Consider the following 25,730-nt stretch of genomic DNA (forward strand, 5'->3'; position numbering starts at 1 on the left):
ATTTGATAACGTTTTCTCTCTTTGCTTGGTACAATGTAAAACATAGACGAAGTGATAGAGAGGGCGATAAATATGGCATTTAAAGTAGCATTCATTGGCGCAGGAAGTATTGGATTCACACGTGGACTACTACGAGATTTATTAGCAGTACCAGAATTTCATGATATTCAAGTGGCTTTTACAGACATTAATCCACACAATTTAGAGATGGTGACAGAGTTATGTCAACGTGATATCCATGAGAATGGCTTATCGATTCAAATTCAAGCGACAACAGATCGCAGGGAAGCGTTAGAAGGGGCCAAATATGTGCTTTGCACAATACGTGTAGGCGGTCTAGAGGCTTTTGCAACAGATGTGGACATTCCTTTGAAATATGGTGTGGATCAATGCGTTGGTGATACATTGTGTGCGGGTGGTATCATGTACGGCCAACGCGGCATTTCTGAAATGCTTCGTATTTGCCAAGATATTCGCGAGGTCGCTGCGCCGGATGTGACATTGTTGAATTACGCGAACCCAATGGCTATGCTGACTTGGGCTTGTAATAAATACGGCGGTGTTCGGACGATAGGCCTTTGCCACGGTGTACAGCATGGTCATCATCAAATTGCAAATGTTTATGGATTGGATAAGAAAGATGTGGATATTATATGCGCCGGTATTAATCATCAAACATGGTACATCCAAGCTTCTCACGAGGGGAAGGATTTGACGGCAGGCTTATTAGAAGCATTTGAAAATCATGCCGAGTATGCACGAACAGAGAAAGTTCGCATTGATATGCTGCGCCGCTTCGGCTACTATAGCACCGAGTCCAATGGACATCTGAGTGAATATGTCCCTTGGTATCGGAAACGGGCCAGTGAAATTCAGGATTGGATTGATATGGGGTCCTGGATTAATGGTGAAACGGGCGGTTACTTACGTGTATGTACAGAGGGACGACGTTGGTTTGAGACAGATTTCCCGAACTGGATGAAGGATCCTGCTTTCGTCTATGCGACCGAGAAGCGCAGTGAAGAGCATGGCTCCTACATTATCGAAGGGCTAGAAACAGGACGCGTTTACCGGGGACATTTTAACCTGGTCAATAAAGGTGTGATCTCGAATTTACCGGATGATGCAATTATTGAAGCACCGGGCTATGTCGATCGCAACGGGATCTCGATGCCGCATGTTGGTGAACTGCCGTTAGGACCAGCAGCGGTATGTAATGTTAGTATTTCTGTTCAGCGATTGGCCGTAGAGGCAGCTGTTCACGGGGATGATAAGCTGCTGCGTCAAGCGTTTATGATGGATCCTCTGATTGGAGCTGTTTGCAATCCGAAGGAAATTTGGCAAATGGTAGACGAAATGTTAGTTGCACAAGAGGCATGGCTGCCGCAATATGGTGCGGCAATTACTGAGGCCAAACAGCGACTTGCAGCAGGGAATCTTATTCCGACGCGTGACTACGAAGGCGCTGCTCGTGTGAAGGTGAAATCTGTCGCTGATATGCAGCAGGATCGCGAGGCGGCTAACAAGAACGCGGGGGAAGCTGACAAAGGAAAGGATCGGGCGACGACAACTGCTTGAGGTTCGTTTGTTTTCAAGTATGTTCATTTGGGTGCTTTTCGGGTATAATTAGTGAGTAAGTGAAGGGCCGCTTGCGGTCCTTCTTTTTTCATTTCAGGTTGGAAGTGTTTGATAACGAAAGGGGAAAGTCAGATGTCTAATATTGGCGTATGGGAAGCTGCAGAACCAGGCGTGACTCGTTGTATTTTGAAAGCAGAAGTAGGTTTAATGATGATGGAGGTTCATTTTGAACCTGGGGCGATTGGCTATCAACACAGTCATGTTCATGAACAAATGTCGTATTGCTTGAAGGGTAAAATCGAATTCACAATCGATGGCGTCGTTACTGTTATTGAACAGGGCCAAACGATTTATATACCTAGTGGAGCTAAACATGGCGTTACTGCATTGGAAGACTCTGCACTATTAGATGTATTTACACCAATTCGTGAAGATTTGGTAAAAAGATAACCAGTTGCTCCCGCAACTGGTTTTACTTTAAGTGCGACAATTGAATGCGTTTACAATAGTAAATGGAGGCAGATTATGCGAAAAAGGGGACGCAAAGCGTGGAATTGGTTTCACCGCAGCTTATTTTTACGTGATCGTCCGCTGACTGTGAAATTGCTCGTATATTCAGCCATGCTAGTTGTGATTCCGCTGTGTGTCGTTGGATTCATCTCCTATCAGAAATCGTCCGAGGTGCTGCGCGAAGAAGCGAATCTAAGTAATGAACAAATTATTGAGCAGGTCAAACTCCATATCGAGTACTACATACGCGATTTCGAAATTGACTCGATTCGTATGCAGAACCATCCGGCCATGGGGCAGTTCCTGCGGATGACGAGTGAACAAGAAGTGAAGGAATCTGGCATCCGAGAACCCTTGCTGCAGTTATTTCACGACACCGCGTACTCTCGATCGGATATTTCGCGCATCCTGCTGGTTATGGAGGATAAAGCGGTTCTGGATACAAGCTTCAACAAGAACGTAACACCTGCCATTGAACTCATTCAAGAACCGTGGTTTTCAAGTGTTCCTAACAATAGTGATATTCGACTTATCATTCGTCCGCCCTCACCTCGCTATGAACTCGAGTATGTGCCTGTGCTCTCAATTGTGAAGAGGTTAGTGAGTCCGAATACTTTAGAGCCTGTTGCTACCTTGATCATGGAAGTGAATTTCAAACGCATTCAAGAAATTGCTGATCGCGTAACGATTGGACGTACCGGATATCTCTCTATCATCGACTCCGCGGGTCACTATATATTTTCCCCAGCGAATGAGGAAATTGGTCAATTGTCTGAGTTGGAGCAATTGCCGATTATTCTAACGCGAGATAGCGGCTCGTACCAAGCCGCAACAGGAGATAAACCGTTCTATACATGGAGCAAGTCGTCCTATCTGAATTGGCGATTAGTCACAATGATTCCGGAATCCGAATTAACACATGGCACGCAGTATATTAGGCAAACCATATGGTGGACCGTAGTCTTTACACTTCTTATCGCCTATTTAATCGGAATTGGCTTCGCGACTAGCATTGTTAGACCAATACGTTCACTACAATTCTTTATGAAAAGAGTGAAAGCAGGGGATTTTCAATCTCGAGTAGATATTGAGTCCAAAGATGAGATCGGTCAGTTAACGAATGATTTTAATAAAATGGTCGAGAAGCTGCAAGTGCTCTTAGATGAAATTTACTATTCAGAGCTGCGCGAGAAAGATCTTCAGCTTCGTCAGAAAGAGACGGAACTGAAAGTGCTTCAATCCCAAGTGAACCCGCACTTTTTGATGAATGCGTTAGAAACGGTCAGAGGTATGGCATTGGAAAAGGATATGACGGATATTTCTGTATTAGTTGCCTCGTTGGCGCGACTGCTTCGCTACAATTTGAATCATGCAGGTGCGACTATTTCCGTGCAACAAGAAGTTCATATCTGTGACATGTACTTGCGGATTCAGCAATATCGGTTTCAAGAGAGACTCACGTATTCGTTTCAGATTCCAGTATGGGCAGAGACTCAATTGATAGCCAAGTTTGCTCTCCAGCCGCTTGTTGAGAATTGTGTCATTCATGGCTTGGAGACGAGTGCGATGCCCGTTCATATTGATATTTCTGCTAAACGTTATGATGAAAACTATTTTGTAATCGAAATCAAAGATACTGGAACCGGAATACCTGCTGATAAACTAAGATCTTTGCAACTTGATTTGCGCCAAAAGGATATGGTGACAGCCGTCTCCCAAATCGGCATTGTCAATGTACATCGTCGAATTTCGTACTTATTTGAGGAGGATTCTGGCCTCGAACTGGAAAGTAGTGTTGGTGCTGGAACCACAGTTAGGATTAAGCTGCCACTGAAGCTACAAGGAGAGGGAGGGGCTAGTCATGTATAAAATCATACTCGTGGATGATGAGAAATGGGTCCGCGTTGTGTTGCGGAAAGCTGTTGAACAGACCAAGCTGCCTGTAGCTATTATGCAGGAATGTGGAAATGGATTAGAGGCGCTAGACGCGCTTGAGCATCATCAAGCTGATCTCGTGATTTCTGATATAAAGATGCCCATTATGGATGGAATTGGATTAGCGGAGCAGTTAGCACGGAAGTCAGTGAATATCATACTAGTCAGTGGGTATGACGATTTTCAACTAGCCCAGAAAGCGATTCGACATGGCGTGAAGGATTTTTTGTTAAAGCCCGTGGAAACGGAAGCGATGGCAGATTGTTTACGCAAATGGATTCAAGAACGCGAGACACGGGAAGAGGCATTACGTGCGGAAACAGCCTTACCCAATCTAGATGAACTATCGGTCATAGCACGCGTGCAGCAATTCGTTATGGCAAATGTTCACAAAGAGATTTCGTTGACCGATGCAGCCACACTAGTGCATCTCAATCCAAGCTATTTAAGTCAGCTTTTTAAGCAGCAAACCGGTGGCAAGTTCGTTGATTTCGTGATTGAAATGCGAATGGAAGAGGCGAAGCGACTGCTTGTTAAAACATCCTTGCGTGTTTCTGAAATCGCAGAAAGACTGGGATATTCAGATATTTCGTACTTCAGTTCCACGTTCAAGAAGCTAACTGCGATTTCACCGTTAGAATATCGGAAATGCGGCGGAATGTCGAAAGAAAAAGGACACATGTGAGGCGCCTTTCACCTCCATGTATCCTTTTCTTCATTTAGGCTTACTTTTTCGCTTTCTCAATCGCTTCTAGTGTTTCTTTGTATTCACTGCGATATTTCTCAATAACAGGCTTAACCGCATCCTGCCAAGGTTTGAGGTCTGACACATCCGTAATTGTAACGCCAGCTGCCTTTACTTTAGCTTCTGAATCCTTTTCGAATTTATCCCATTCGGCTTTTTGTGTTTTGACGGATTCCTGAGCTGCTTTCTTAATCAAATCCTTGTCTTCATTAGAAAGCTTATCCCAAGCTACTTTGGATATCAGCAAAACTTCAGGTACACGTTGATGTTGGTCTAGAATGAGATTTTTGGCTTGTTGGAAATGGTTCGAAGAGAAATAGCTTGGATAATTGTTTTCTGCGGCATCAATGATACCGGTCTGTAAAGCATTGAACACATCACCGTAGGGCATTGGAGTTGCATTTGCACCAAGCGCAGCCATGAGATCGATATTTACTTTATTTTGAATGACACGTATTTTGAGTCCTTTTAGGTCGGCTAATGTTTTAACCGGTTTCTTGGAGTAGAAATGTCGAGCACCAGAGCTATAGTAGGCAAGCCCCTTCATGCGGGAGGTCTCCAGACTATCCAGGAGCTTCGTCCCTTGCTCACTCTCTAGAAACTTCCATTGATGAGCATCATTGTCGAAAATATAGGGCAAGCTGAACACTTCATATTGCTTGTTGAATCCACCTAGTGCACCTGTGCTGACACGGGTAAATTCGATGGCGCCGAGCTGGACTTGCTCGATAACTGCCTTCTCTTCACCTAATTGGGAGGCGGGGAATACATCGATTTTGATACGACCATCTGACGCTTGATTAACCAACTCTGCGAATTTCTTATCGCCAATTGTTGTCGGGTAATCAGCAGGGTGTGTTTCAGCTAAACGGAAATTCAATTTAGGTCCATCGCTTTTTTTCGTTGCTGAAGCGGGAGCAGCTGTTCCAGGTGCTGAAGTTGAGCTGCTAGTAGGCGTGCTGCCACAAGCTGAAAGTAACAAACTTGTACCAATGACTGTACTGAGGATGGCAAGATTTTTTCTTTTTATAGGCATGTCGATAATCATCCTTTGTCGGAAAGTTTGGTAGATCTATTCAAGCTATTTCATAAGATTAGGCAGCCACATAACAAGGCCGGGAATATAAGTCAGGATCATCAGGACGATACACATGACATAGAAGAATGGCATCATGGCCTTCGTGCCCTCAGAAATCGAAATGTTGCCTATCGCGGATCCAACAAACAAGACGGTCCCGACTGGCGGGGTCAGTAGTCCGATGCCTAAGTTTAACATCATAATGATACCGAAGTGAACAGGATCCATACCAAGGGCCGTTACGACGGGCAGTAATATCGGTGTCATAATTAAGATTAGCGGTGCCATATCCATCGGAGCGCCTAATACTAACAAAAGTATATTGATAATTAACAAAATAATAATGGGATTATCCGTAATGCCAAGCAGCAAATCGGTTAGCATGCCAGGAACTTTGAGGAAAGCAAGTACCCAACTGAAGGTAGCTGAAGCTGCAATTAGAAAGAGTACCATGGAAACCGTTCGAAAGGTACGTTTCAATATGATCCACATACGACTGATTGGAATATCCCGATAGACGAGAAACGTAAGGATGAAAGCATATAAACAAGCGAGCGCGCCGCTTTCTGTTGCTGTAAACCATCCAGTGAATATGCCGCCAAGAATAATGACCGCAGTCAGAAGGGACAGAAGTCCGTCGCGGACGATTTTTGGAATATCACGTAATGGCACGGATTCACTCTTGGTATAACCGCGTTTAATCGCAATGACATAACTTGTAACCATAAGGGATACACAGAGGATCAGACCAGGGACGATGCCTGCGAGGAATAAAGAGGCAATGGAGATGCCGCCGCCTGCTGCCAGGGAATAAAGGACAAGGTTGTGACTCGGTGGAACAACAACGCCTTGAATGGCCGCAGAAACCGTGACGCCAACGGCATAGTCCGTGTCATATCCTTTCTTTTTCATCATGGGAATCATGACTGAGCCTATAGAAGAGACATCAGCTATCGCGGAGCCTGATATGTTACCGAAAAACATACAAGCCACACAGTTCACCATGGCTAGACCACCGCGAATCCCCCCAACAAGAACCTGAGCGAGATTGATGAGTCGAAGAGCCATTTGTCCTTCACTCATAATCTGGCCAGCAAGAATGAAGAAGGGGATCGTCAACAAGGAGTACGAGTTCATCCCTTGAATCATGGTTTGGCCTACAGTTGCAAGTGGAACCTTCAAGTAAACCAGGGTAAGCAGTGATGAGCCTGCCAACGCTAAGGAGATCGGAAATCGCAGGACGATCAGACCAACGAAGGTGACACATAAGATGAGAATGGCAATGGTCGAGTCCATTAATGGGTGCCTCCTTCCTTCAAATTGACATGCCGTTTCGTTTCAAAGCCAAACAGCTGCAGAAGTGCATAAGCACAAGTCATGACACCAGTAATGGGCATAATGACATACAACGTACTGTTGGGTAGACCTGTTGCTGGCAGTTCGGATTCGTGCATCATGACAGTGAAATCCCATCCATATAGCAAGAGATAGATACCAAATGCGAGAATAGTGAACTCAATGAGCTTATCGAGCGCTTTATTGAATGAAGCTGGAAGCTTGTGTGTGAAGGAATCAATGCCTAGATGAAGCTTCTCTCGAAAACCAATCGCGATTCCCATGAATGAGAACCAGACAAGCAGTAACATCGTGACTTCTTCGGACCAGAAAAAAACGAAATTGAATAGCTTACGCGTCATGACCTGAGTTGTGACAATAATGATCATACTTAGTAAACCGATTAGAGAAACCGACTCGATAAAAGTATCGATACCAAGTGCTAGCTTTCGGAACAATCGCATCGTGAAACGGACCTCCTTTCTCTTTTTTGTAAGTGCTTCCATTTGCGATGTCTTTAGTATAGCGGTCGAATTCTCGAGGAGGTACGCCAGAGTTTTTAGTTTTTTTTGTAATTTTTTTAGAATGTAGAATGTGAAGATCAGTATTGACTGACCCTTGTCGGCAAAGTAAAGTTGAATTAAAGTTGAATTTATGAAATCTATCATATGTAAAAAAGGAAGGGTTGAGCCTTATGCAAAATAGCGGTAAATTTGCTTGGACATGGACAATTCGCGAAGAAGTTCTTGAGGAATATGTGAAGATGCACTTGGCTCCTTGGCCGGAGATTATGGAAGAACATAGTAAAGCTGGCATCCGAGATTACTCCATTTTTCAAAATGGTGCGCAATTTTTCTATGTATTCTTATGCGATGATTTAGATGCTGCGTTCTCCTATCTGGCAGAAAGTGACGCATGTAATCGGTGGAATGCCATTACTTCCAAAATGGTTGTAGGCTCCTTCGATTTCCGTGAAGCTGTTCCAATTACGCCGATGCGTGAGGTTTTCTATCTGAAATAGGTGATATAGGAACAAGGATGACTAGAGATGACTCTAGCATCCTTGTTTTACCACATAAGAATTTATAAGATTCCGGTACTCGGAAGAACAATTCTTATTGGCGATAAAAACTACATTTAAAACGCGGTCGCACTTCTTCGAAGTACTTCGATAGGAGTTTTTACTCATTTTCCGACGATTTACCAGAGCTGGAATACAGTGGATTTAGGGGAATTGAAACCTACTTGAAGTACTACTAGGATTGGGATAGTATGAATAACAGAGCATTTTTTGTTGAAAGGGACGTGGAAAATGAATAACCTCAACTTAACATTATTATTAAAGGCATCACGATTTCGGGTTATTCCAGTCATGGTTATTCCTATCGTATTAGGCGGACTAGGAGCAATTGTATGGAACGATACATTTCATCCGATCTTATTTGTGCTAACCTTCATTGGATCGATTGCTGCGCACTTATTCTCGAATATGATTAATGACTTATGGGATTTTCGCAATGGCATTGATACGGCAGCCAAGGAAACAGCCTCAACGATTTCGACCAATTCAGGTTTTCTAGCAAATGGTACCATTGCAGAGCGAACGTTTAGTTTATTGACATGGTCATTGTTTGCTATAGCGCTGATTTGTGGGCTTATCTTAAGCTTAAGCAGCGGTTGGCTCGTACTTGTTTTCGGAGGTTTAGGTGCTTTGATTGCCTACTTTTATGTGGCACCGCCTATTAAATTTGGCTATCGCGGCAAAGGATATAGCGAGATTGCTATTTTGCTTTCATTTGGGGTTCTGCCTACACTAGGCAGTTATTATGTGCAGACCATGCAGATAGATGTTCGATCCATTTTACTATCTTTGCCCATTGGATTATTGACCACATTGATTCTATTTAATCATCATTTCCTTCATTGGCAGGCGGATCGAAGCGCTGGTAAGCGAACGCTAGTTGTTGTTTGGGGCGAGAAGCGTGCACTGGTTTTCTCTAAATTCCTATTCGTTCTCTCATACTTGGCATTGATTTTGTGTGTGATACTTGATGTTTTCCCTTACTATGCCCTGCTTGCATTAGTGACAGCCGTTCCATTTTATCGCGTATATAGGAATTTGAAGTCAGAAAATCCTTCTCCTGCCTATTTGCCGTTAATGGGTGCTTCTCTAAAAGCATCAACCAGAGGCGGCTTGATCATGATGTTGGCTTTAGTTGTCCAAGCTATTTTTCAATAACTAATATCACAACAAAGTGAGGTCATAAGCGATGAGCAAGCAATTTACAATTGGTGATTTCCACACGATCTTATCTGAGGGCGAAGTTTGGAAAATAGGTGGGTTCCCGATGCCAGATGGGTCTTTCTGGGAATTCAGAGAGCCTAATGCCACGATCATTGTTCGAAATGGCATTCTGTATGCACGAGCACTGCTAAGCCGTAAGAATGACTATGTACAATTTCTAGATAACGCCAAGCACATGTATTATTCAGCACATGATGTTGAGGTGCCCGAAGAAGGAGAAATTTCCTTCGAACTTCAAATCCGCGCCCGCACCCAGAACACAGAGCCGAACGATTTATATGACGGCTTCGTCTCCTTAAATTTGCTTGATTTTACAACAGGGGCTGCGCTGGATTTCTTTGCTGGCAACGATAAATATGCGAGTGTATATGCCGTACTTCCATTCCCGGGTGTACAAGTTCCTGAGACAGACAAAACGCGCTTCTTCTGTATCTTCAAAGAGGAAACGAATTTCCAACCGCGTGAATTCAATACGTACAAAATTACGTATCACCGCGGTAATGACGAAGTCATTTTCTATGTGAATGGTGAGGAAGTTCGACGTGAGAAGAAGGTACCAATCAAATTCAATCGCTTTACAGTTGCTCTAGGTATGATGACTGAAAAGGATTTGACACCACAAGGCAGTGTCTCCTTGCATGGGCAGACAATTATCGGCGAGTGGTCGCCAGTGACGGTTACAATAACGGAATAAGAAGGTGTACATGAAAGAGCTCGAACTTCATTTCTGAAGTCGGGTTCTTTTTTGCACGCTCCTGCCTATGGGTGAATACACTGGAGTACTCAGCGATTAGGCTTCTTAGGAGGTACAGGTATGCGGAAATTCACAGTCAAACAGGACCCTCGCGATTTTCGTGATTTCACATACAGAAGTGTCAATTATATTCGGGAATCTCAATTGCCGGGACAAATCGATTTACGGGCCAAACTTTCTCCAGTTGTCAACCAAGGTTCTTTAGGTTCATGCACATCGAGTGCAATTGTAAGTGGACTGCGAGAATATTGGCTGCGTTCCGAAGATGAAAACCCAACTCGTTTATCACGTCTTTTCCACTATTGGCATGAGCGTGAGCTTGAGAATACGATTAATCAGGATGCGGGAGCTACAATCCGTGACGGGCTCAAAGTCCTTCAGAAGACTGGCGTTTGCCCAGAGGAAGTATGGCCTTATGACATCGCTAAATTTCGCAACACGCCGAATTATGAAGCGGAGACGCTTGCTAGATATTATCGTATTGAGGGCTATCATCGTATTCATGATTTAGCAGGGGTAAAGGCTGCGCTCGCGGATGGATCGCCTGTTGTATTTGGTATTTGGCTGTATGCCTCATTTGAGAATAAAACAGCTTCTAAGACTGGGGTAATCCCCTATCCTAATCGGAAAAAGGAAAGACTTCTGGGCGGTCATGCGCTGCTCGCGGTTGGCTATAAGGATGGTAAGGAAAAAGGGAAAGGTGTCATTATTGCTCGAAACTCATGGGGAACGAAATGGGGAGATGCAGGGTATTGCTATATTCCTTATTCTTTTTTCAGAAATAAATCACTGACCTTTGATTACTGGACTGGTAAATAAATTTGATTGAGTAGAGGAGGCCTATTGCGATGAGTGTGGAAGATGCAAACAAGATAATTGCTTTCTTATCAGCAGCCTATTTTGCGACCTCAGATGCAGAAGCACAGAAGGAATTTAATCGATTAGCGAATGAAGTGCGGAAAGCTTCAGGACAGCCGCCACAATGAGTGTATCAGAAGGAATTTCAATGAAACGAGGGACGGCACTCATGCCAAAGGACCAACTGAAATTGCTCATTCTCATTTTATTTGTATTGCTAATCCTATTTCTTTGTTTGTTCGTATGAAAATGAAAAAGACAGCTGCTGCGTATTCCTCGCAGCGGCTGTTTGGCTTTCAGAAGCCTTTGTATTGCGGCTCTTCATTTTCTAATTGCTGGACCCGGCTGGCAACTTGATCAACGATTTGCTGGGTTGATTGGGCAGCTGTCTCATATAATTGCTTGGCCTCTTGATTTTGTGTGCTTAGGGCGAAAGTTTCAAGACTGGCCTGGGCACTTTTTAAGGATGCCAATGTGGTTTTAACTTGTGCTGCTACGGTCATATCGGAAACACTCCTCATTTGTAATTTTGGATAATAACAGATTTATTCCATCTGCTCAGGTTTGCGATTGTTAATATGCCCGTATTGTAAGTGATGTATGTTAACAAATAAATCCAATTTAGAGCAATAATAGTTAGGGTCCAAATGGCACATAATGTAGATATTGAAAGCTGGAGAAGGGGGAGGAATGATGTGCCGGATTGGATACTTATTGCGATTCGAGCATTAAGTACCTTGATGTTTCTGTTTGTATTGACGCGGATTCTAGGTAAGAAACAAATTTCTCAGCTCACTTTCTTTGAATATGTCATTGGCATTACGCTTGGGGATTTGGCGGGGAACATCTCGACCGATGTCGAAGCAAATTATTTACATGGAGTTATTGCGATTCTCATATGGGTGCTTGTGCCATTAGTGCTGGAAATATTGACATTAAAGAGCAAGACTCTTCGAATCTGGTTTGAAGGCAATGGCCGAGTTCTTATTAAGGATGGCAAGATTTTGGAAGGCAACTTAAAAAAGGAACGCTACACAGGTGATGAATTACTCGAACAGTTGCGCACGAAAGGTGTATTTCGGGTGGCGGATGTGGAATTCGCGATGCTGGAATCCAGTGGTGATTTGAGTATTCTACTGAAGACGGAGAACCAACCTTTAACCCCCAAGCTTGTGGGCATGAAGCTGGCTGTAGAGAAACCAACACAAGCCGTTATGATGGACGGTGTTATTCAAAATGAGCCCTTAGCTACAGCTGGTAAAAGTATAGGCTGGCTGCAATCAGAGCTTGAAAAGATGGGTGTGGCGAAAGAAAATGTATTTCTTGGACAGGTCGATACACATGGTGAATTAACCGTTGACCTATTTGATGACCAAATTGCCCTGCCGGCATCTACCGAACGTCCTGCCGTTCTTGCATGCTTGAAGAAATGTGAAGCAGACCTGGAGTTGTACTCGTTAACAACGAACAATTCGGAGGCTAAACAGATGTATGAAACATGTTCCATTCAGTTAACTCAAATTATTCAGCAGGTACATACGATTCTCAGAGCCTAGGTTTTGAGGGAATAGGAGTAAGTCATGCCTAACAACAAGAAGAAAAACTTAACAATGACACAGCAGGAGTACCAAAAATTAGCTAAGGAGCAAGAACCCAAAAGACCTGTACTTAAAAATTGCGGCAGAGCCTTTCTGGTAGGTGGAACAATCTGCTTGATCGGTGAATGCTTTATGCATATGTTCATAAATTGCTTTGGATTTACTGAGAAGACCGCCGGTAATCCGACCGTCGCTGTCATGATTATCATCTCAGTTATTTTAACAAGCTTTGGTATTTACGACAAAATCGCTCAATGGGCAGGTGGCGGGAGCTCTGTTCCAGTTACGGGCTTTGCGAACTCTCTCTGTTCCGCAGCTATCGAACATCGTGCTGAGGGGCTCGTTCTAGGCGTTGGAGGTAACATGTTCAAATTAGCAGGTTCTGTCATTGTATTCGGAACAGTGGCAGCCTTTTTTGTAGGGATTGCACATATGATCTTCACGGGGGGCTGACGAGATGCTGAAGGGGCACCAAAGCTGGCTTTTCGAGAATCGTCCTGTCATTCTTTCGACAGGTACTGTTGTGGGACCTGATGAAGCGAAGGGACCGCTCAATGAAGATTTTGATATCGTACACGGCGATTTGACAATTGGTCAAAAAACGTGGGAAAAGGCTGAGAAGGCGCTTCTAGAAGAAGCTGCTCAGCTTGCACTAAAGAAAGCCGGTCTTACCGACGGCCAAATCCAGTTCTATGTTGGGGGTGATCTGATGAATCAGATCATCTCCAACACATTCGCTGCGAGGACACTGAATATCCCTTATCTAGGGATATTCGGTGCTTGCTCCACGTCGATGGAAGGGCTGGCGCTCGCCGCTCAATTAGTGGACTCTGGTGCAGCCAACTATGTTATGGCTGGCACTTGCAGCCATAACTGCACGGCGGAGAAGCAATTCCGCTATCCAACGGAATATGGGTCGCAGAAGCCGCCGACGGCGCAGTACACTGTCACTGGCGCTGGCGTCGCCGTGCTTGGGAAGACCGGTGACGGCCCGGTCGTCACCGCGGCCACGATCGGACGCGTCGTGGATATGGGGATCACGGATCCGTTTAATATGGGCGCAGCTATGGCGCCTGCCGCTGTCGATACGATCCAAACACATTGCCGCGAGTTGAATCGTGACCCCTCCTATTATGATCTCATTGTAACAGGCGATCTAGCCACAGTAGGAACGAACATCGCACGAGAGCTCTTCCAGAAGCATCAGTTCCCAATCGAGCAGACAACCTATAGTGATTGTGGACTAATGATCTTTGATCGCGAAACGCAAACGGTTCAAGCAGGGGGGAGCGGCTGCGGTTGCTCTGCCACGGTTACCTATGGTCACTTATTAAAGCGAATGGCAAAAGGAGAATTGAAACGAATCCTTGTTGTCGCGACAGGGGCCTTGCTTTCACCGATTTCATTCCAGCAAGGTGAAAGTATTCCCTGTATCGCACATGCGGTTTCCATAGAATCTGGAGGTTTATACGTATGAGTTTTTTCTGGGCATTTGTTGTTGGAGGCGCCATCTGTGTGCTAGGGCAGTTGATAATGGACGTTGGGAAATTAACGCCAGCTCACACTATGAGCACGTTGGTTGTTCTTGGTGCCATCGCGGATGGCTGCAATTTATATGAACCGTTAATTGCCTTTGCTGGCGCCGGTGCGACGGTGCCGATTACGAGCTTCGGAAATGCTCTCGTTCATGGTGCTTTGGAAGAGCTGCATAAGGAGGGCTATATAGGCATAATTACAGGTATTTTTAAGGTGACCAGTGCGGGGATTTCCGCCGCGATCATCTTCTCCTTCTTAGCAGCATTGTTTGTGAAACCCAAAGGTTGATGCAGGCAGATGTGTTAAGACTTAAACTAGAGTGAAAAATGGCGCCGTGAGGCGTCTTTTTCTATTTCAAATCAAAAACCAATCAGAGCCACACGATACAAAACATTCCAATAAAAACAACTTCACTCTCTTGCCAAAATCACCGGACCCCAGCTGTTTCACCTACTATTGGAATCAAACTACGATGTTTCCTCCTCGCAACGGCCATTTTTCTTCATGGGCTCATTTAGGTGGTTAATTTTAACAAATAACTTTAGAGGATTTACAAGTATACGGAAGAAAAACTTTCCTGTAAACTAGATTTACGTACATTTTGTTTGTTTTCTGAGCGAAACAGAAGATAAAGAAGGTTTGTACCAAAAACCGATGTTTACGCATACAAGTTTTCTACGGAAACTCAGCAATGCTTACGAAGAAAGTTTTGCAAGCAAAACTCTAAGGAGGATCAACACATGGAAACCGCCACCCAGCATCATGTAGAAGTACTAGCTAGGCTGAAATCAAATTTGGAATCATGTATTCTTGGCAAAAGTGCCGAAATTGAATTGTTGCTTACTGCGATGTTGGCAGGTGGTCATGTTCTGCTTGAGGATGTCCCAGGGACAGGTAAAACGGTACTCATTAAAGCGCTGGCGAAATCGATTAACGGGCAATTTCGCCGTATTCAATGTAACCCGGACTTATTGCCAACGGATATAACTGGCGTATCTATATATCACCCCAAAGAGGAGAAGTTTCTGTTCCGCTCTGGGCCAATTATGACCAATATTTTACTAGTGGATGAGATTAATCGTGCGACGACCAAAACACAGTCAGCTCTTCTAGAAGCGATGGAAGAACAACATATTACGGTAGATGGCGACTTACATGAACTTCCATCCCCGTTCCTTATGCTAGCAACTCAGAATCCAATCGATTTTGAGGGTACGTATACATTGCCAGAGGCACAATTAGATCGATTTATGATCAAGTTGAGCTTAGGCTACCCAAGTGAAGCTGCCGAGAAAATGATGATTGCTTCCCAAAGCAAGGTACATCCGATGGAAGCGCTGCATGCTATTGTGGATACGAAGCAAGTTCTTGAAATTCAAGAGCAGGTTCGCCAGGTGCATTTGGATGAAGCAGTGGCTGATTATTTAGTGACCATTTCGAGAAAAACACGGGAACATCCAGCTGTTTTCCTCGGTGCGAGTCCACGGGCCACACTATCGTTGGTGTTAGCCTCCAAAGCTTATGCCTTCATACATGGCCGCGATTATGTCATCCCAGATGATATTAAATATTTAGCTCCTTTTGTGCTGGGTCATCGTATGATCCTTCAAATGGAAGCGCGTATGGATGGTGTCAGTATTGCCTCTGTGCTCGCGACGATTTTTGAGGGAGTACGGGTTCCGGTTAGATTGGAGAAGTGAGCCTATGAAACGACCGGTATTCAAACGATTCGGGGAACTCACCCGGCTTCCGGCACCTTTTTGGCTACTTATAACTTGCTTGACTGCTAGCTTGTTATTCATGCTATTTCAAGGTGGCAAGCTAGCTTCCATGCTGTTCATTACGATGACTTTTTTAGCGATCTATTTGCTTTCTGGCAATTGGAGCGGCATCAGACGTGTACAAGGGACTCGGAAGTTTACCAATACAAGCCTAGAAGCCAAACTGGAGGCAGGACAATCATTACAAATTGGTCTCGGTGTCCAATTACCAGGCTATTGGCCAGTTCCCTATGTGATGATTAAAGACCAGCTTATACGTCAGAATGGGGACGAAGCTATATTCGAAGGATCTATTGTGCCAGACTGGAAACGTCGGGGTGAATTCACGTATAGCACGCCTCCACTTCGGAGAGGGTATTATCGTTTCGGAGAAACCGAATGCTTGACCGAAGATATTTTTGGCTTCTTCCAGCATAAGGGTCGATTAGATCTGCAACAACCGATAACTGTGTATCCCCAAACGGTCGCGATTCGCGAATGGGCGCAATTTCATCAAATGCTCAAAGGCATGCAGCACCACTCAACGGCGACGAGCGCACATCGGGAAACGACTCAAATCAATGGTGTTCGTGAATACATTTATGGAGATCGACTTTCACGTATTCACTGGAATGCAACCGCGAAGACAGGAACTTGGAAGTCGAAGGAGTTCGAGCGAGAATCGTTGCCGAAAACAATCGTTTTACTGGACCGAACTGCTCGAGCATACCGAGATGCAGCCGAATTTGAACTCGCGGTGTCTGTTGCAGCTTCCTTATTCCGCTACGGAACTGGACGTGAAATGTCTCTTGGTTTACTGTCGATCGGCAAGGAATTTACTTATTTTGAACCGAAGCATAGTCAGCATCATTACAAGGAAATTGTTAAACATCTCGTTGGTGTTGATGCGGATGGACATCAAACCCTCAGTCAGATTTTGAAGGAACGCTCAAAGGATTGGCCTGCAGGTAGTTTAATTGTACTTATTTCCCCGCAAAAAGGGAGCGCAATGCTGCAGATGTTCCAGCAAATGGCACTGCTTCAGATGAAGCCTTGTCATATTTGGATTCATGCTCAAGCAGATCAAGCTTTCCGCCCACAAGGTGTGGAACATATTTCCGCTCATGAGGATTACATTAAGGCCATTCGCTCGCAAGGCTATATGGGGTATGAAGTAAGTCAATTAACGGACTTGCCTAACCTCTTGGGAGGGGCGAAACGGTATGCCTAACACATGGTGGAGTAGAATTCTACTCAAGGATTGGGCGATGCGTGTATCTGCGATATTCGTTGGGATATACCTTTACCAATTTCTGATTTGGATTATGAAAGAAGATGGCTTGTGGCTTCCAGAGACGGTTTCGTTCGTTACCTGGACCTTAGTCCTTACTACAGCGACCTACTGTATTCCCAAAATAAAGGATGGCTGGCGAGCGTTTCTCCAATTCGTTCTTATTATCTGGTTTCATGGATTGGGTATGGGCTACAATTGGATATCAGTAAATATTACATCGTGGAAACAAGCGCTTCGCTTCATTGGACTTAACGCAGGGCAGCTTGAACCGTATATTTGGTTTAGCTTAGGAGCGTGGATCATCTATTTATTCGCCATGTGGTCCGTCCAATCAAGGTTCCGAATTGTGGTTCTCATCTTTGTTAGCATTTTATTTTTTGCCGTTCGTGATTCCTTCAGTATGATATTTCTATGGCCACAAGTGGCGATGATTCTGCTTTGTGGATTTCTGCTATTAATTGTGAGACATTTCTCCCAATTGAAGAAGAAAGCACCAGATGTTTGGGAAACAATTTCCGATTATCCGTCATCATTCACCGTTCCTATTCTTATTCTAATTGGTGTGATTACTTTAGCGGGCGTATTCGCTCCGACGGTAAATCCCATACTGACAGACCCTTACACAGCTTGGAAAGTGAGTCGTGGAGAAACGGTTCCGTTGCTTGGCAAAGGCGTTAGTATTGCTGCTTCGACCGCAGATGCCTCCTCCGGATATAGCCGAGATGACAGCCGACTAGGTGGCGGATTTCGATTTGATTACACGCCAGTGATGACCATTGAATCCACCAAACGAACCTACTTCCGTGGGGAAACCCGATCGATGTATAACGGTAAAGGCTGGGAGCTTGGGCCAACCGAGAAGAGATTGCCTGCGTATCGGGTGAATTTGAATCCATTACCGTTAGATCCACGTTTTGATGTATCACAATTGAAAACACAGGAAGTTACTCAAAGTGTTGTGATGGACCGAGATGAGACATTCCCGGTATTATTCGGGGGATATGCCATTCAGAAAATCGTGGAAATCAATCAAGGTGAGAATCCATTCCAACGTATCATATGGACACCGCGACAATCGGAACTTCGATTCTCGGGACGATCTAATTATCCCAAAGATTATTCGATCGTTGTCCAAGAGCCGATTCTAGAGGAAGATCTACTGCGACAAACGAAGCAAGATTTTACCAATAAACCGGAATGGGCAGAATACCTGCAAGTACCTGTAGATTTACCTGAGCGAGTGAAGCAGTTAGCGCTTGATATTACGAAATCTGCGACGAATCCCTATGATAAAGCAAAGCTGATTGAGAAGTATTTATCCGAACATTATCCGTATACGAATACGCCGGATGAAACGAAAGGGAAGAGCAAGGATTTCGTGGATCGTTTCTTATTCGAAGTGAAGCAAGGATATTGTGACTACTACTCGACATCGATGGCTGTCCTCACTCGATCGCTTGGAATGCCTACTCGTTGGGTAAAAGGATACTCATCCGGAACATCATCGATTGCGGATGATATTCGCGAGCAGGGTATTTTGGGCCAGTTAGGAGCAACGCTTGATTTAGACGGGGCTGGCACCTACACGGTTCGCAACTCAGATGCGCACTCATGGGTAGAAGTTTACTTTGAAGGTTTCGGGTGGATATCCTTTGAGCCAACCTCAGGCTTCGTGCTTCCTAATGTGTTCCCAGAAGCAACACCGGTAGTAGAAGATTTAACGACAGACACCGAAACTAGCACACTGCCAGAAGAAACGACAGAAGCAGCAAGTTTCACGTGGCTCTGGCTGACATTAAGTGGTGTAGTTGTCGCAGCACTTCTTGCTGTTGCGGTATTCTTCTTAGTAAGAAGCGAGGCGTGGCATAATTGGCGTGCTCGCAGGAAGCAGCTGCATGTCGTGAATTTCAATCAGAAAATTATCGTTGAATTTGAAAGAATGCTCCGTGCTTGCCGTCGTAAAGGTTATACGCGATACGAGTATGAAACGGTACGTGAAGCTACGACCAGATGGTCAACTCAGAGCAAATGGATGAAGAAAGAATTGGACGCATTAATTGAACTGTTCGAACGAGCCAAATACAGTAAATTAGCTGTATCTGAAGTCGAATATCAACAAGCGAACCAATTAATTATCCGTGTAAAAGAACAAATAAAATGATGAACCGAAGCCACTCTCCCACCTAGGAGGGTGGCTTCCTATGAGAGGAGATTTATTCAGATGGCGTTTATCGATTGTCATTTTCATTCAGAATCCCTTGGTGTTGCAGCTTCCATGCATGTCATATTACCTCAAGTTGCCAAAAGTCAGATTGGACTAGCTTCGCATGCTTATGGCGGGAAGCACCCTACCTTACTTTTGTTGCATGGGTTGTCCGATGACCATACGATATGGATGCGTAGAACGTCTATTGAGCGGTATGCTTCTCAGCTTGGTATTGCGGTGGTTATGCCAGCTGTGAACCGCAGCTTTTATGCAGATATGGCCTCAGGTCCGAAGTATTGGGAGTTCATAAGTGAAGAATTACCTGTGATAGCAAGATCCTTCTTTCCTTTAGCCGAAGAACGAGAACTGAATTATGTTGCTGGACTGTCTATGGGGGGATATGGCGCGATGAAGTTGGCACTTTCGCATCCGAATCGGTATGCAGCAGGAGCGAGCTTATCTGGTGCTGTAGATATTGTTGAGCGTGCCGCTGCTTTTCCTAAAGATTTTGAATTGATTTTTGGCGATGTGACGACGATTAAAAATACCCCGAACGATTTGTTCTATGCAGCCAATCAGCTTGTTGCTAGCAAAGTTGAACAACCTAAGCTTTATCAATGCTGTGGCACTGAGGATTTTCTGTATGAAGATAACACTCGATTCCGGGATTATTGTCTTGCTCAAGGCCTGGAAATTACCTATGAAGAAGAATCTGCCACGCATGATTGGGGTTACTGGGATCGCAAAATTCAAAGCGTGTTAGCCTGGCTGCCATTGCCAGCAAGAGTCTAGTGGGAAAAAATTCTATCGAAGTCTATCGAGGATGATTGATCGCGGTTTAAATGTTGTTTTTATCGCCAATAAGAATTTGTTCTTCCGTGTATTGGAAACTTATAAATTCTTATGTGGAGGGAAAATATGTTCTTTTCTTTTTGCAACAAACGAGGCACTATGGTATAGTTTCACGTATATGTCAAGGAAGCAGTTGGAGGGAATTTGTTTGCTGAAAAAGCTTGTACCCAGACAGTCTGTTCATACAATTTATGATATTGATGCCAATCACCTGTGGGGATTCGGTATTCGCGGAATTATAACGGATCTTGATAATACACTTGTTGGTGCACGTGATCCACATGCGACACCTGAGTTAATAGAATGGCTGAACCATTTGCAGCAGATCGGTTTCAAAGTTGTTATTGTGTCGAACAACCATCATAACAGGGTTTCGACCTTTGCTAAGCCACTGGGCATTCCGTTTATTCACCGTGCCAAAAAACCGACGAATGCTTCCTTCCATAAAGCGATGAAGTTGCTTGGAACGAATGCGCGACAGACTACTGTTATCGGGGATCAAATGTTGACAGATGTGCTTGGCGGCAATCGAATGGGGTTATACACGATCCTCGTTCAACCCATCTCAAGAAAAGATGAAGGCTTCTTCACGAAAGTGAACCGCCAAATTGAGAAATGGGCTCTAGCAAGGATGAAGAAATAGGGAGGTTTCATGAGTACAGAAACAATTGAGCATTGTGCGGGTTGCGGCATTGGGCTGCAAACAGTAGACAAAAGTAAGCTGGGCTTTATTCCAGAGGCTGCCTTGCAAAAGGAGCCTTTGATTTGCCAACGCTGTTATCGGATTAAGCATTATAACGAATCTTCAAGTATTACCTTGGAGCAGGACGACTTCCTGAAATTATTAGGACATGTTGGTCACACGAAGGCGTTAGTCGTGAAAATCGTGGATATTTTTGATTTTGAAGGCAGCATGATTAGTTCACTTGCCCGATTTATTGGCAATAATCCCGTTTTACTCGTAGTTAACAAAATCGATTTACTTCCAAAAGTGACGAATGCCAACAAAATTATTAACTGGGTGCAGCGCAGAGTCAAGGAAGAGAATCTCAAAGTTGTTGATATCGTGCTGTGCAGCGCGAAGAAAAACATCGGTTTCGATCGTGTGATTTCGGCTGTACAAGAATATCGTGGCAACATGGACGTGTATGTGGTTGGTGCAACGAACGTAGGGAAATCGACGTTAATTAATCGTCTGATCAGTGATTACAGTGATTTAGAAGCCGAATTGACGACGTCACAATATCCGGGTACCACGCTTGATCTTGTGAAAATCCCGCTCGATGACGGGAAATTCATTATTGACACGCCTGGGATTGTGTATAAGCATCGTCTTACGGAAGTGGTGAAGAAGCGAGATTTAACGCCACTCATGCCGGACAAACCGCTGAAACCGATGGTATTTCAACTTAATGAGGCACAAACCTTATTTTTTGGTGCATTAGTTCGTTTTGATTTTATCCAAGGTGAACATCAATCCTTCACGATATATACGTCGAATGCGATTCAGATTCATCGTACGAAGCTAGAACGAGCGGATCAGTTATACGAAGAGCACAAAGGTGTCATGCTGACGCCACCAGCGCAATCGGATCTTGAAGAGCTTCCGAAGTTAATTAAGCATCCATTGCACATTCCGAAGGGGAAACAGATGGATGTGCTGATCTCCGGTTTAGGCTGGATTAAAGTGAATAGTCTAGCTGGTGCGGGACTTGCTGTTCATGCACCGAAAGGAATTAAAGTCATTACACGGGAGTCGTTGATTTAGGGGGCATACGGGGAGATCATGGAGAAACTAGTAACGCCGATCGATAGTCATACAGTTTTATACGGAGTTTTTGGGGATCCAATAAGGCATTCACGTTCGCCGATTATGTTGAATCGTGCTTTTCAGGAAGCGGGCATCAATGGGGTATATGCAGCTTTTCACGTGAAGCCAGAAGCGCTTGGCGAGGCAGTTCGGGGAATTAGGGCATTAGGATATCGCGGAGTGAATGTGACGATTCCGCATAAAGTTGATGTCATGAACTACCTCGATGAGATCGATGAAGGTGCTTTGATCGTTGGTGCAGTCAATACCATTGTGAATGAGAATGGTAAGCTCAAAGGCTTTAATACCGATGGGATCGGGTATGTCCGTTCCCTGAAGGAAGAGACAGGAATTGAGCTTAAAGGTAAACGAGTTCTTGTACTTGGGGCAGGCGGCGCGGCGAGAGGTGTAGCCTATGCACTAGCAAAAGAAGGTGCGAGCTGTATTTATATCGCGAATCGTACCAAAGAGCGTGCTGTCGAACTGGCTGCCACAATTGGCGCCTTCACTGAAACCGTTGGTTTAGGGATGGACGAGTTGGAGAACGTTGTGGATAATGTTGAATTCGTGCTGAATACGACTTCCGCTGGCATGCATCCTAACGTTGATGAGCTCCCTTTACCGCTTCACCTGCTTCGACCGCACCACCTGGTTAGTGATCTAATTTATAATCCGCGTATCACGAGATTTCTTCGTGAAGCGGAAGCTGTAGGAGCTCGCATTCATGGCGGACTCGGCATGTTTATTTATCAAGGCGCGTATGCCTTCGAGTATTGGACGGGTACACCTGCGCCGGTTGCGGCGATGAGACAGGTGGTAGAACAGTCGTTAACTGAATAAGAATGAATAGAGGGACATCTATGTTATCAGGCAAACAAAAAAGACATTTGCGCTCTTTGGCGCACCATGTAGATCCAATTTTCCAAGTAGGTAAAGGTGGCGTGAATGAGCATTTGATTCGTCACATCCAAGAAGCGATTGAAGTTCGTGAACTGATCAAAATTACGGTACTAAACAACAGCGGTGAAGATCGTCAAGAAGTCGGAGCAGAATTATCCGAGAAATCTGGCGCAGAGCTTGTTCAGGTTATTGGGAAAATCGTAGTGCTTTACAAAGAATCGCGTGACAATAAGAAGATTGAACTGCCGCGCTAATGAGGTGGACGTATGCTTGTCGGAATTATGGGAGGCACGTTCGATCCCATTCATACCGGTCATTTAATCGCAGCTGAACGTGCGAGGGTGGAAGGGGGCTTGGACGAGGTTTGGCTAATGCCAGCGAACGTCCCGCCGCATAAACCTAATGCCCCGAAGGGAACGAGCCAGCAACGTTGGGAGATGGTTTGCCTTGCTGCAGAAGGCAATCCTTTTTTTCGTCCTGTCGATATCGAAATTAACAAAGGCGGCGTATCTTATAGTATCGATACGATCGAGCTGATGAAATCGCAATATCCGGACATCGCGTTCTCTTACATTATTGGCGCGGATATGGTTCAGTATTTGCCGCAGTGGCATCGCATCGATGACATCGTGCGGCATATTCATTTTATTGGATTAGCCAGACCAGGGTATGAGTTGGACTTGACACAGCTTCCCGAACATATTCGAAACCGAGTGAAGCTTGTTCCGATGCCCCTCGTTGAAATTTCATCGACAGCTATTCGGGCGTTGAGACAGAAGAGGGATCCTGTCAGGTATCTTGTACCAGATAAGGTTGGGCATTTCATGGAGGTGAATAGCTTATATGAAACGTGAGGACTTAATGGCAGCTGTGAAGGAGCAAATGCCTGAGCGGCGTTGGCAGCACACACTTGGCGTGATGGAAACGAGCGTTATGCTGGCTGAACGATTTGGCGGGGATGCGGTCAAAGCGGATGTTGCAGCGATTTTGCACGACTATTGCAAGTATTGGCCTATTGGGGAGCAAGCTAAGATTATACGTGAGAACGATTTACCACAAGATTTGTTAGTTTTCGATAAGGAGCTATGGCATTCACATGCAGGGGCTTTCATTGCGAAGACACAATTCGGAATCGACGACGAGGAGATTTTAGATGCGATTCGGTATCATACGTCTGGTCGAGAAGGGATGACACTCCTCGACAAAATTGTTTGTCTGGCGGATTATATGGAGCCAGGACGTGATTTCCCAGGGGTCGAATATATTCGCGAATTGGCAAAGACGAGTCTTGAACGTGCATTAATTGCAGGTTTTGATTCCACGATCAACTTTTTGATTTCCAAAGGAAAGCGCATTTATCCATTAACAATTGGGACTCGGAATGATTTATTGGAACAGATACAACTAAACACCAAATGACATGGAGGATGATTGCATGAGTAAAAACCCAGAAGAAATACTAGCATTCGTTGTTGAGGCAGCGGAAGACAAGAAAGCGGCAGATATCGTTAGCCTGAATTTGAAAGGTGTATCCTTAATCGCTGATTATTTCGTGATTTGTCATGGAAATTCGGAAACACAAGTTCAAGCGATTGCAGGCGAGGCTCGTAAAAAAGCACATGAACATGGTGTTCATATTCGAGGCTATGAGGGGATCGACACAGCAAGATGGGTACTGCTTGATTTAGGGGACGTGGTTCTCCACGTTTTCCATCGTGATGACCGTGAATACTATAACATCGAAAGACTTTGGTCCGATGCTAAAGTTGTGGAGCGCGTATGAGAATGGAAGCAGGATCCCTTGTTACCTTAGAGGTAGCAAGGGAAGTTCCACCTAACGGCTTTTTCTTGAGCGATGGTACGCAAGATTTTCTGCTGCCGTATGCGGAGATCGTAGGGAATCGCATAAGCCCGGGAGATCAAGTGGAAGTATTTTTATTCCACGATACATTAGATCGGATGATGGCAACCATGAGAAAACCTCTGCTGACCATGGGGCAAGTGGGTCTACTTGAGGTTGTTGATATTCATCCGCGTTTTGGCTATTTCTTAGAAATGGGTCTGGGTAGACACTTACTTCTACCTTACCGCCACGTACCTGAGCTTGAAGAGCTTCGTCCACAAGTTGGAGACAAGGTGTTCGCGACGCTTGCTCATGACCGACAAGGGAGATTAATCGCCAAGTTGGCGCTGGAGGATGACTTGGCTCCACTATGTGTTCGCGCTCCTTCAAGTTGGACGAATCGATGGGTGAAAGCACGTGTATATCGCCCACTTCAAATGGGTACATTTGTCATTTGTGATGCAGGAGTCCTAGGGTATGGGGTCATCGGGCTCATCATCCCGCAAGAGCGGACACGCTTACTTCGTGTAGGTGAGGAAGTTGATGTAAGGATTGCATTCGTACGCGAAGAAGATGGACGAGTTAACCTATCGATGAGGCTTCCGAAAGAAAAAGGTCGCGACGAAGATGCGGATCGCATTCTAGAAGTGCTGCGTGGACGTCCAGGAAATGCAATGCCATTCTCGGATAAAACACAAGCTGATGTAATTAAAGATAAATTCGGACTAAGTAAGTCAGCCTTCAAACGTGCCTTAGGCAAGCTTATGAAAGATGGCCTCATCTATCAGGAAGCGGATTGGACGTATCTGAAACAAGAGGAGACGCAAGGCTGA

The 25,730-nt window shown here is 44.8% G+C and carries 29 protein-coding genes; 25 read left to right on the forward strand and 4 right to left on the reverse strand.

All coding sequences use genetic code 11. From position 1 onward, the window contains the following. Positions 1-72: 72 nt before the first annotated feature. From ASG89_RS27805 to ASG89_RS27820, 4 genes are all read left to right on the forward strand, one after another. Positions 73-1,578 (forward strand): alpha-glucosidase/alpha-galactosidase, encoded by a 1,506-nt coding sequence (locus ASG89_RS27805; RefSeq protein ID WP_057314465.1) that lies wholly within the window; start codon positions 73-75, stop codon positions 1,576-1,578. Between the two features lie 132 nt (positions 1,579-1,710). Next, positions 1,711-2,028 (forward strand): cupin domain-containing protein, encoded by a 318-nt coding sequence (locus ASG89_RS27810; RefSeq protein WP_057314467.1) that lies wholly within the window; start codon positions 1,711-1,713, stop codon positions 2,026-2,028. 75 nt (positions 2,029-2,103) lie between these two features. After that, on the forward strand, positions 2,104-3,957 hold the full coding sequence (locus ASG89_RS27815; RefSeq protein WP_057314469.1) for a sensor histidine kinase: 1,854 nt from the start codon (positions 2,104-2,106) through the stop codon (positions 3,955-3,957). After that, the gene (locus ASG89_RS27820) at positions 3,950-4,708 is read left to right on the forward strand and encodes a response regulator transcription factor (RefSeq protein ID WP_057314470.1); all 759 of its coding nucleotides are present in this window, start codon (positions 3,950-3,952) and stop codon (positions 4,706-4,708) included. The genes ASG89_RS27815 and ASG89_RS27820 overlap by 8 nt, the downstream gene beginning before the upstream one ends. A gap of 40 nt (positions 4,709-4,748) precedes the next feature. Here the strand turns inward: ASG89_RS27820 and ASG89_RS27825 are convergent, their stop codons facing one another. From ASG89_RS27825 to ASG89_RS27835, 3 genes are read right to left on the reverse strand one after another with little or no spacing between them, the layout of a single operon-like run. After that, positions 4,749-5,804, reverse strand: coding sequence for a TRAP transporter substrate-binding protein (locus tag ASG89_RS27825; RefSeq protein WP_057314472.1), 1,056 nt, complete (start codon positions 5,802-5,804; stop codon positions 4,749-4,751). A 45-nt stretch (positions 5,805-5,849) separates the two neighbouring features. Next, entirely contained in the window at positions 5,850-7,142 is a 1,293-nt protein-coding gene (locus ASG89_RS27830) for a TRAP transporter large permease (protein WP_057314474.1), read from the reverse strand. Further along, positions 7,142-7,645 (reverse strand): TRAP transporter small permease, encoded by a 504-nt coding sequence (locus ASG89_RS27835; protein ID WP_057314476.1) that lies wholly within the window; start codon positions 7,643-7,645, stop codon positions 7,142-7,144. Before ASG89_RS27835 ends, ASG89_RS27830 begins: the two co-directional genes overlap by 1 nt. Positions 7,646-7,875: 230 nt before the next feature. Between ASG89_RS27835 and ASG89_RS27840 the strand changes: the two genes are divergently transcribed. The 5 genes from ASG89_RS27840 (at position 7,876) to ASG89_RS27860 (ending at position 11,226) form a co-directional block, all read left to right on the forward strand. Then, a complete protein-coding gene (locus ASG89_RS27840; protein WP_057314478.1) occupies positions 7,876-8,202 on the forward strand; it encodes an L-rhamnose mutarotase in 327 nt (108 codons plus the stop codon). Between the two features lie 291 nt (positions 8,203-8,493). Next, positions 8,494-9,420 (forward strand): prenyltransferase, encoded by a 927-nt coding sequence (locus tag ASG89_RS27845; protein ID WP_057314480.1) that lies wholly within the window; start codon positions 8,494-8,496, stop codon positions 9,418-9,420. Positions 9,421-9,451: 31 nt separating this feature from the next. Continuing rightward, complete coding sequence (locus ASG89_RS27850) at positions 9,452-10,180, forward strand: DUF6081 family protein (protein WP_057314481.1); 729 nt, start codon at positions 9,452-9,454, stop codon at positions 10,178-10,180. Between the two features lie 120 nt (positions 10,181-10,300). After that, complete coding sequence (locus ASG89_RS27855; RefSeq protein ID WP_057314482.1) at positions 10,301-11,059, forward strand: C1 family peptidase; 759 nt, start codon at positions 10,301-10,303, stop codon at positions 11,057-11,059. 29 nt (positions 11,060-11,088) lie between these two features. After that, positions 11,089-11,226: a hypothetical protein gene (locus ASG89_RS27860; RefSeq protein ID WP_057314483.1), complete on the forward strand. Its 138-nt coding sequence runs from the start codon at positions 11,089-11,091 to the stop codon at positions 11,224-11,226. A gap of 168 nt (positions 11,227-11,394) precedes the next feature. Here ASG89_RS27860 and ASG89_RS27865 read toward each other — a convergent pair whose 3' ends face one another. Next, entirely contained in the window at positions 11,395-11,601 is a 207-nt protein-coding gene (locus tag ASG89_RS27865) for a DUF1657 domain-containing protein (protein WP_057314485.1), read from the reverse strand. 144 nt (positions 11,602-11,745) lie between these two features. Here ASG89_RS27865 and ASG89_RS27870 point away from each other — a divergent pair, with 144 nt between their 5' ends. The 16 genes from ASG89_RS27870 (at position 11,746) to ASG89_RS27945 (ending at position 25,730) form a co-directional block, all read left to right on the forward strand. Then, entirely contained in the window at positions 11,746-12,654 is a 909-nt protein-coding gene (locus ASG89_RS27870) for a DUF421 domain-containing protein (protein ID WP_057314487.1), read from the forward strand. 24 nt (positions 12,655-12,678) lie between these two features. Continuing rightward, positions 12,679-13,149, forward strand: coding sequence for a stage V sporulation protein AC (gene spoVAC / locus ASG89_RS27875; protein ID WP_057314488.1), 471 nt, complete (start codon positions 12,679-12,681; stop codon positions 13,147-13,149). Between the two features lie 4 nt (positions 13,150-13,153). After that, positions 13,154-14,173 (forward strand): stage V sporulation protein AD, encoded by a 1,020-nt coding sequence (gene spoVAD, locus ASG89_RS27880; RefSeq protein ID WP_057314490.1) that lies wholly within the window; start codon positions 13,154-13,156, stop codon positions 14,171-14,173. Beyond that, positions 14,170-14,520, forward strand: coding sequence for a stage V sporulation protein AE (spoVAE, locus tag ASG89_RS27885; protein WP_057314491.1), 351 nt, complete (start codon positions 14,170-14,172; stop codon positions 14,518-14,520). The genes spoVAD and spoVAE overlap by 4 nt, the downstream gene beginning before the upstream one ends. A 452-nt stretch (positions 14,521-14,972) precedes the next feature. Continuing rightward, positions 14,973-15,932, forward strand: a complete 960-nt coding sequence (locus tag ASG89_RS27890) for an AAA family ATPase (RefSeq protein ID WP_057314493.1) — start codon at positions 14,973-14,975, stop codon at positions 15,930-15,932. A 4-nt stretch (positions 15,933-15,936) separates the two neighbouring features. Then, positions 15,937-17,223 (forward strand): DUF58 domain-containing protein, encoded by a 1,287-nt coding sequence (locus ASG89_RS27895; protein WP_057314494.1) that lies wholly within the window; start codon positions 15,937-15,939, stop codon positions 17,221-17,223. Next, positions 17,216-19,447: a DUF4129 domain-containing transglutaminase family protein gene (locus tag ASG89_RS27900; protein WP_057314496.1), complete on the forward strand. Its 2,232-nt coding sequence runs from the start codon at positions 17,216-17,218 to the stop codon at positions 19,445-19,447. Before ASG89_RS27895 ends, ASG89_RS27900 begins: the two co-directional genes overlap by 8 nt. 60 nt (positions 19,448-19,507) lie before the next feature. Then, complete coding sequence (locus ASG89_RS27905; RefSeq protein ID WP_057314497.1) at positions 19,508-20,284, forward strand: alpha/beta hydrolase; 777 nt, start codon at positions 19,508-19,510, stop codon at positions 20,282-20,284. A 208-nt stretch (positions 20,285-20,492) separates the two neighbouring features. Continuing rightward, positions 20,493-20,987, forward strand: a complete 495-nt coding sequence (locus ASG89_RS27910; RefSeq protein ID WP_200963571.1) for a YqeG family HAD IIIA-type phosphatase — start codon at positions 20,493-20,495, stop codon at positions 20,985-20,987. 9 nt (positions 20,988-20,996) lie between these two features. Next, positions 20,997-22,112: a ribosome biogenesis GTPase YqeH gene (gene yqeH / locus ASG89_RS27915; protein WP_057314498.1), complete on the forward strand. Its 1,116-nt coding sequence runs from the start codon at positions 20,997-20,999 to the stop codon at positions 22,110-22,112. 18 nt (positions 22,113-22,130) lie between these two features. Next, the gene (gene aroE / locus ASG89_RS27920) at positions 22,131-22,994 is read left to right on the forward strand and encodes a shikimate dehydrogenase (protein WP_057314499.1); all 864 of its coding nucleotides are present in this window, start codon (positions 22,131-22,133) and stop codon (positions 22,992-22,994) included. 20 nt (positions 22,995-23,014) lie between these two features. Continuing rightward, positions 23,015-23,308, forward strand: coding sequence for a ribosome assembly RNA-binding protein YhbY (gene yhbY, locus ASG89_RS27925; RefSeq protein WP_057314500.1), 294 nt, complete (start codon positions 23,015-23,017; stop codon positions 23,306-23,308). Positions 23,309-23,320: 12 nt separating this feature from the next. Beyond that, positions 23,321-23,908 carry a nicotinate-nucleotide adenylyltransferase gene (gene nadD, locus ASG89_RS27930; protein WP_057314502.1) on the forward strand — a complete coding sequence of 196 codons (588 nt, stop codon included), beginning with the start codon at positions 23,321-23,323 and terminating at the stop codon, positions 23,906-23,908. Next, a complete protein-coding gene (yqeK, locus tag ASG89_RS27935; protein ID WP_057314504.1) occupies positions 23,898-24,473 on the forward strand; it encodes a bis(5'-nucleosyl)-tetraphosphatase (symmetrical) YqeK in 576 nt (191 codons plus the stop codon). Before nadD ends, yqeK begins: the two co-directional genes overlap by 11 nt. 16 nt (positions 24,474-24,489) lie before the next feature. Next, positions 24,490-24,837, forward strand: coding sequence for a ribosome silencing factor (gene rsfS, locus ASG89_RS27940; RefSeq protein ID WP_057314506.1), 348 nt, complete (start codon positions 24,490-24,492; stop codon positions 24,835-24,837). Next, positions 24,834-25,730, forward strand: a complete 897-nt coding sequence (locus tag ASG89_RS27945; protein WP_057314508.1) for a S1 RNA-binding domain-containing protein — start codon at positions 24,834-24,836, stop codon at positions 25,728-25,730. Before rsfS ends, ASG89_RS27945 begins: the two co-directional genes overlap by 4 nt.

Origin of the sequence: Paenibacillus sp. Soil766 (genome assembly GCF_001428105.1) — a bacterium.
GTDB lineage: Bacteria > Bacillota > Bacilli > Paenibacillales > NBRC-103111 > Paenibacillus_E.

Excerpts from the sequence above, each read along its gene's own strand:
- ASG89_RS27805 (WP_057314465.1), top strand. The coding sequence starts at position 73 with ATGGCATTTAAAGTAGCATTCATTGGCGCAGGAAGTATTGGATTCACA.
- ASG89_RS27810 (WP_057314467.1), top strand. The coding sequence starts at position 1,711 with ATGTCTAATATTGGCGTATGGGAAGCTGCAGAACCAGGCGTGACTCGT.
- ASG89_RS27815 (WP_057314469.1), top strand. The coding sequence starts at position 2,104 with ATGCGAAAAAGGGGACGCAAAGCGTGGAATTGGTTTCACCGCAGCTTA.
- ASG89_RS27820 (WP_057314470.1), top strand. The coding sequence starts at position 3,950 with ATGTATAAAATCATACTCGTGGATGATGAGAAATGGGTCCGCGTTGTG.
- ASG89_RS27825 (WP_057314472.1), bottom strand. The coding sequence starts at position 5,804 with ATGCCTATAAAAAGAAAAAATCTTGCCATCCTCAGTACAGTCATTGGT.
- ASG89_RS27830 (WP_057314474.1), bottom strand. The coding sequence starts at position 7,142 with ATGGACTCGACCATTGCCATTCTCATCTTATGTGTCACCTTCGTTGGT.
- ASG89_RS27835 (WP_057314476.1), bottom strand. The coding sequence starts at position 7,645 with ATGCGATTGTTCCGAAAGCTAGCACTTGGTATCGATACTTTTATCGAG.
- ASG89_RS27840 (WP_057314478.1), top strand. The coding sequence starts at position 7,876 with ATGCAAAATAGCGGTAAATTTGCTTGGACATGGACAATTCGCGAAGAA.
- ASG89_RS27845 (WP_057314480.1), top strand. The coding sequence starts at position 8,494 with ATGAATAACCTCAACTTAACATTATTATTAAAGGCATCACGATTTCGG.
- ASG89_RS27850 (WP_057314481.1), top strand. The coding sequence starts at position 9,452 with ATGAGCAAGCAATTTACAATTGGTGATTTCCACACGATCTTATCTGAG.
- ASG89_RS27855 (WP_057314482.1), top strand. The coding sequence starts at position 10,301 with ATGCGGAAATTCACAGTCAAACAGGACCCTCGCGATTTTCGTGATTTC.
- ASG89_RS27860 (WP_057314483.1), top strand. The coding sequence starts at position 11,089 with ATGAGTGTGGAAGATGCAAACAAGATAATTGCTTTCTTATCAGCAGCC.
- ASG89_RS27865 (WP_057314485.1), bottom strand. The coding sequence starts at position 11,601 with ATGACCGTAGCAGCACAAGTTAAAACCACATTGGCATCCTTAAAAAGT.
- ASG89_RS27870 (WP_057314487.1), top strand. The coding sequence starts at position 11,746 with ATGGCACATAATGTAGATATTGAAAGCTGGAGAAGGGGGAGGAATGAT.
- spoVAC (WP_057314488.1), top strand. The coding sequence starts at position 12,679 with ATGCCTAACAACAAGAAGAAAAACTTAACAATGACACAGCAGGAGTAC.
- spoVAD (WP_057314490.1), top strand. The coding sequence starts at position 13,154 with ATGCTGAAGGGGCACCAAAGCTGGCTTTTCGAGAATCGTCCTGTCATT.
- spoVAE (WP_057314491.1), top strand. The coding sequence starts at position 14,170 with ATGAGTTTTTTCTGGGCATTTGTTGTTGGAGGCGCCATCTGTGTGCTA.
- ASG89_RS27890 (WP_057314493.1), top strand. The coding sequence starts at position 14,973 with ATGGAAACCGCCACCCAGCATCATGTAGAAGTACTAGCTAGGCTGAAA.
- ASG89_RS27895 (WP_057314494.1), top strand. The coding sequence starts at position 15,937 with ATGAAACGACCGGTATTCAAACGATTCGGGGAACTCACCCGGCTTCCG.
- ASG89_RS27900 (WP_057314496.1), top strand. The coding sequence starts at position 17,216 with ATGCCTAACACATGGTGGAGTAGAATTCTACTCAAGGATTGGGCGATG.
- ASG89_RS27905 (WP_057314497.1), top strand. The coding sequence starts at position 19,508 with ATGGCGTTTATCGATTGTCATTTTCATTCAGAATCCCTTGGTGTTGCA.
- yqeH (WP_057314498.1), top strand. The coding sequence starts at position 20,997 with ATGAGTACAGAAACAATTGAGCATTGTGCGGGTTGCGGCATTGGGCTG.
- aroE (WP_057314499.1), top strand. The coding sequence starts at position 22,131 with ATGGAGAAACTAGTAACGCCGATCGATAGTCATACAGTTTTATACGGA.
- yhbY (WP_057314500.1), top strand. The coding sequence starts at position 23,015 with ATGTTATCAGGCAAACAAAAAAGACATTTGCGCTCTTTGGCGCACCAT.
- nadD (WP_057314502.1), top strand. The coding sequence starts at position 23,321 with ATGCTTGTCGGAATTATGGGAGGCACGTTCGATCCCATTCATACCGGT.
- yqeK (WP_057314504.1), top strand. The coding sequence starts at position 23,898 with ATGAAACGTGAGGACTTAATGGCAGCTGTGAAGGAGCAAATGCCTGAG.
- rsfS (WP_057314506.1), top strand. The coding sequence starts at position 24,490 with ATGAGTAAAAACCCAGAAGAAATACTAGCATTCGTTGTTGAGGCAGCG.
- ASG89_RS27945 (WP_057314508.1), top strand. The coding sequence starts at position 24,834 with ATGAGAATGGAAGCAGGATCCCTTGTTACCTTAGAGGTAGCAAGGGAA.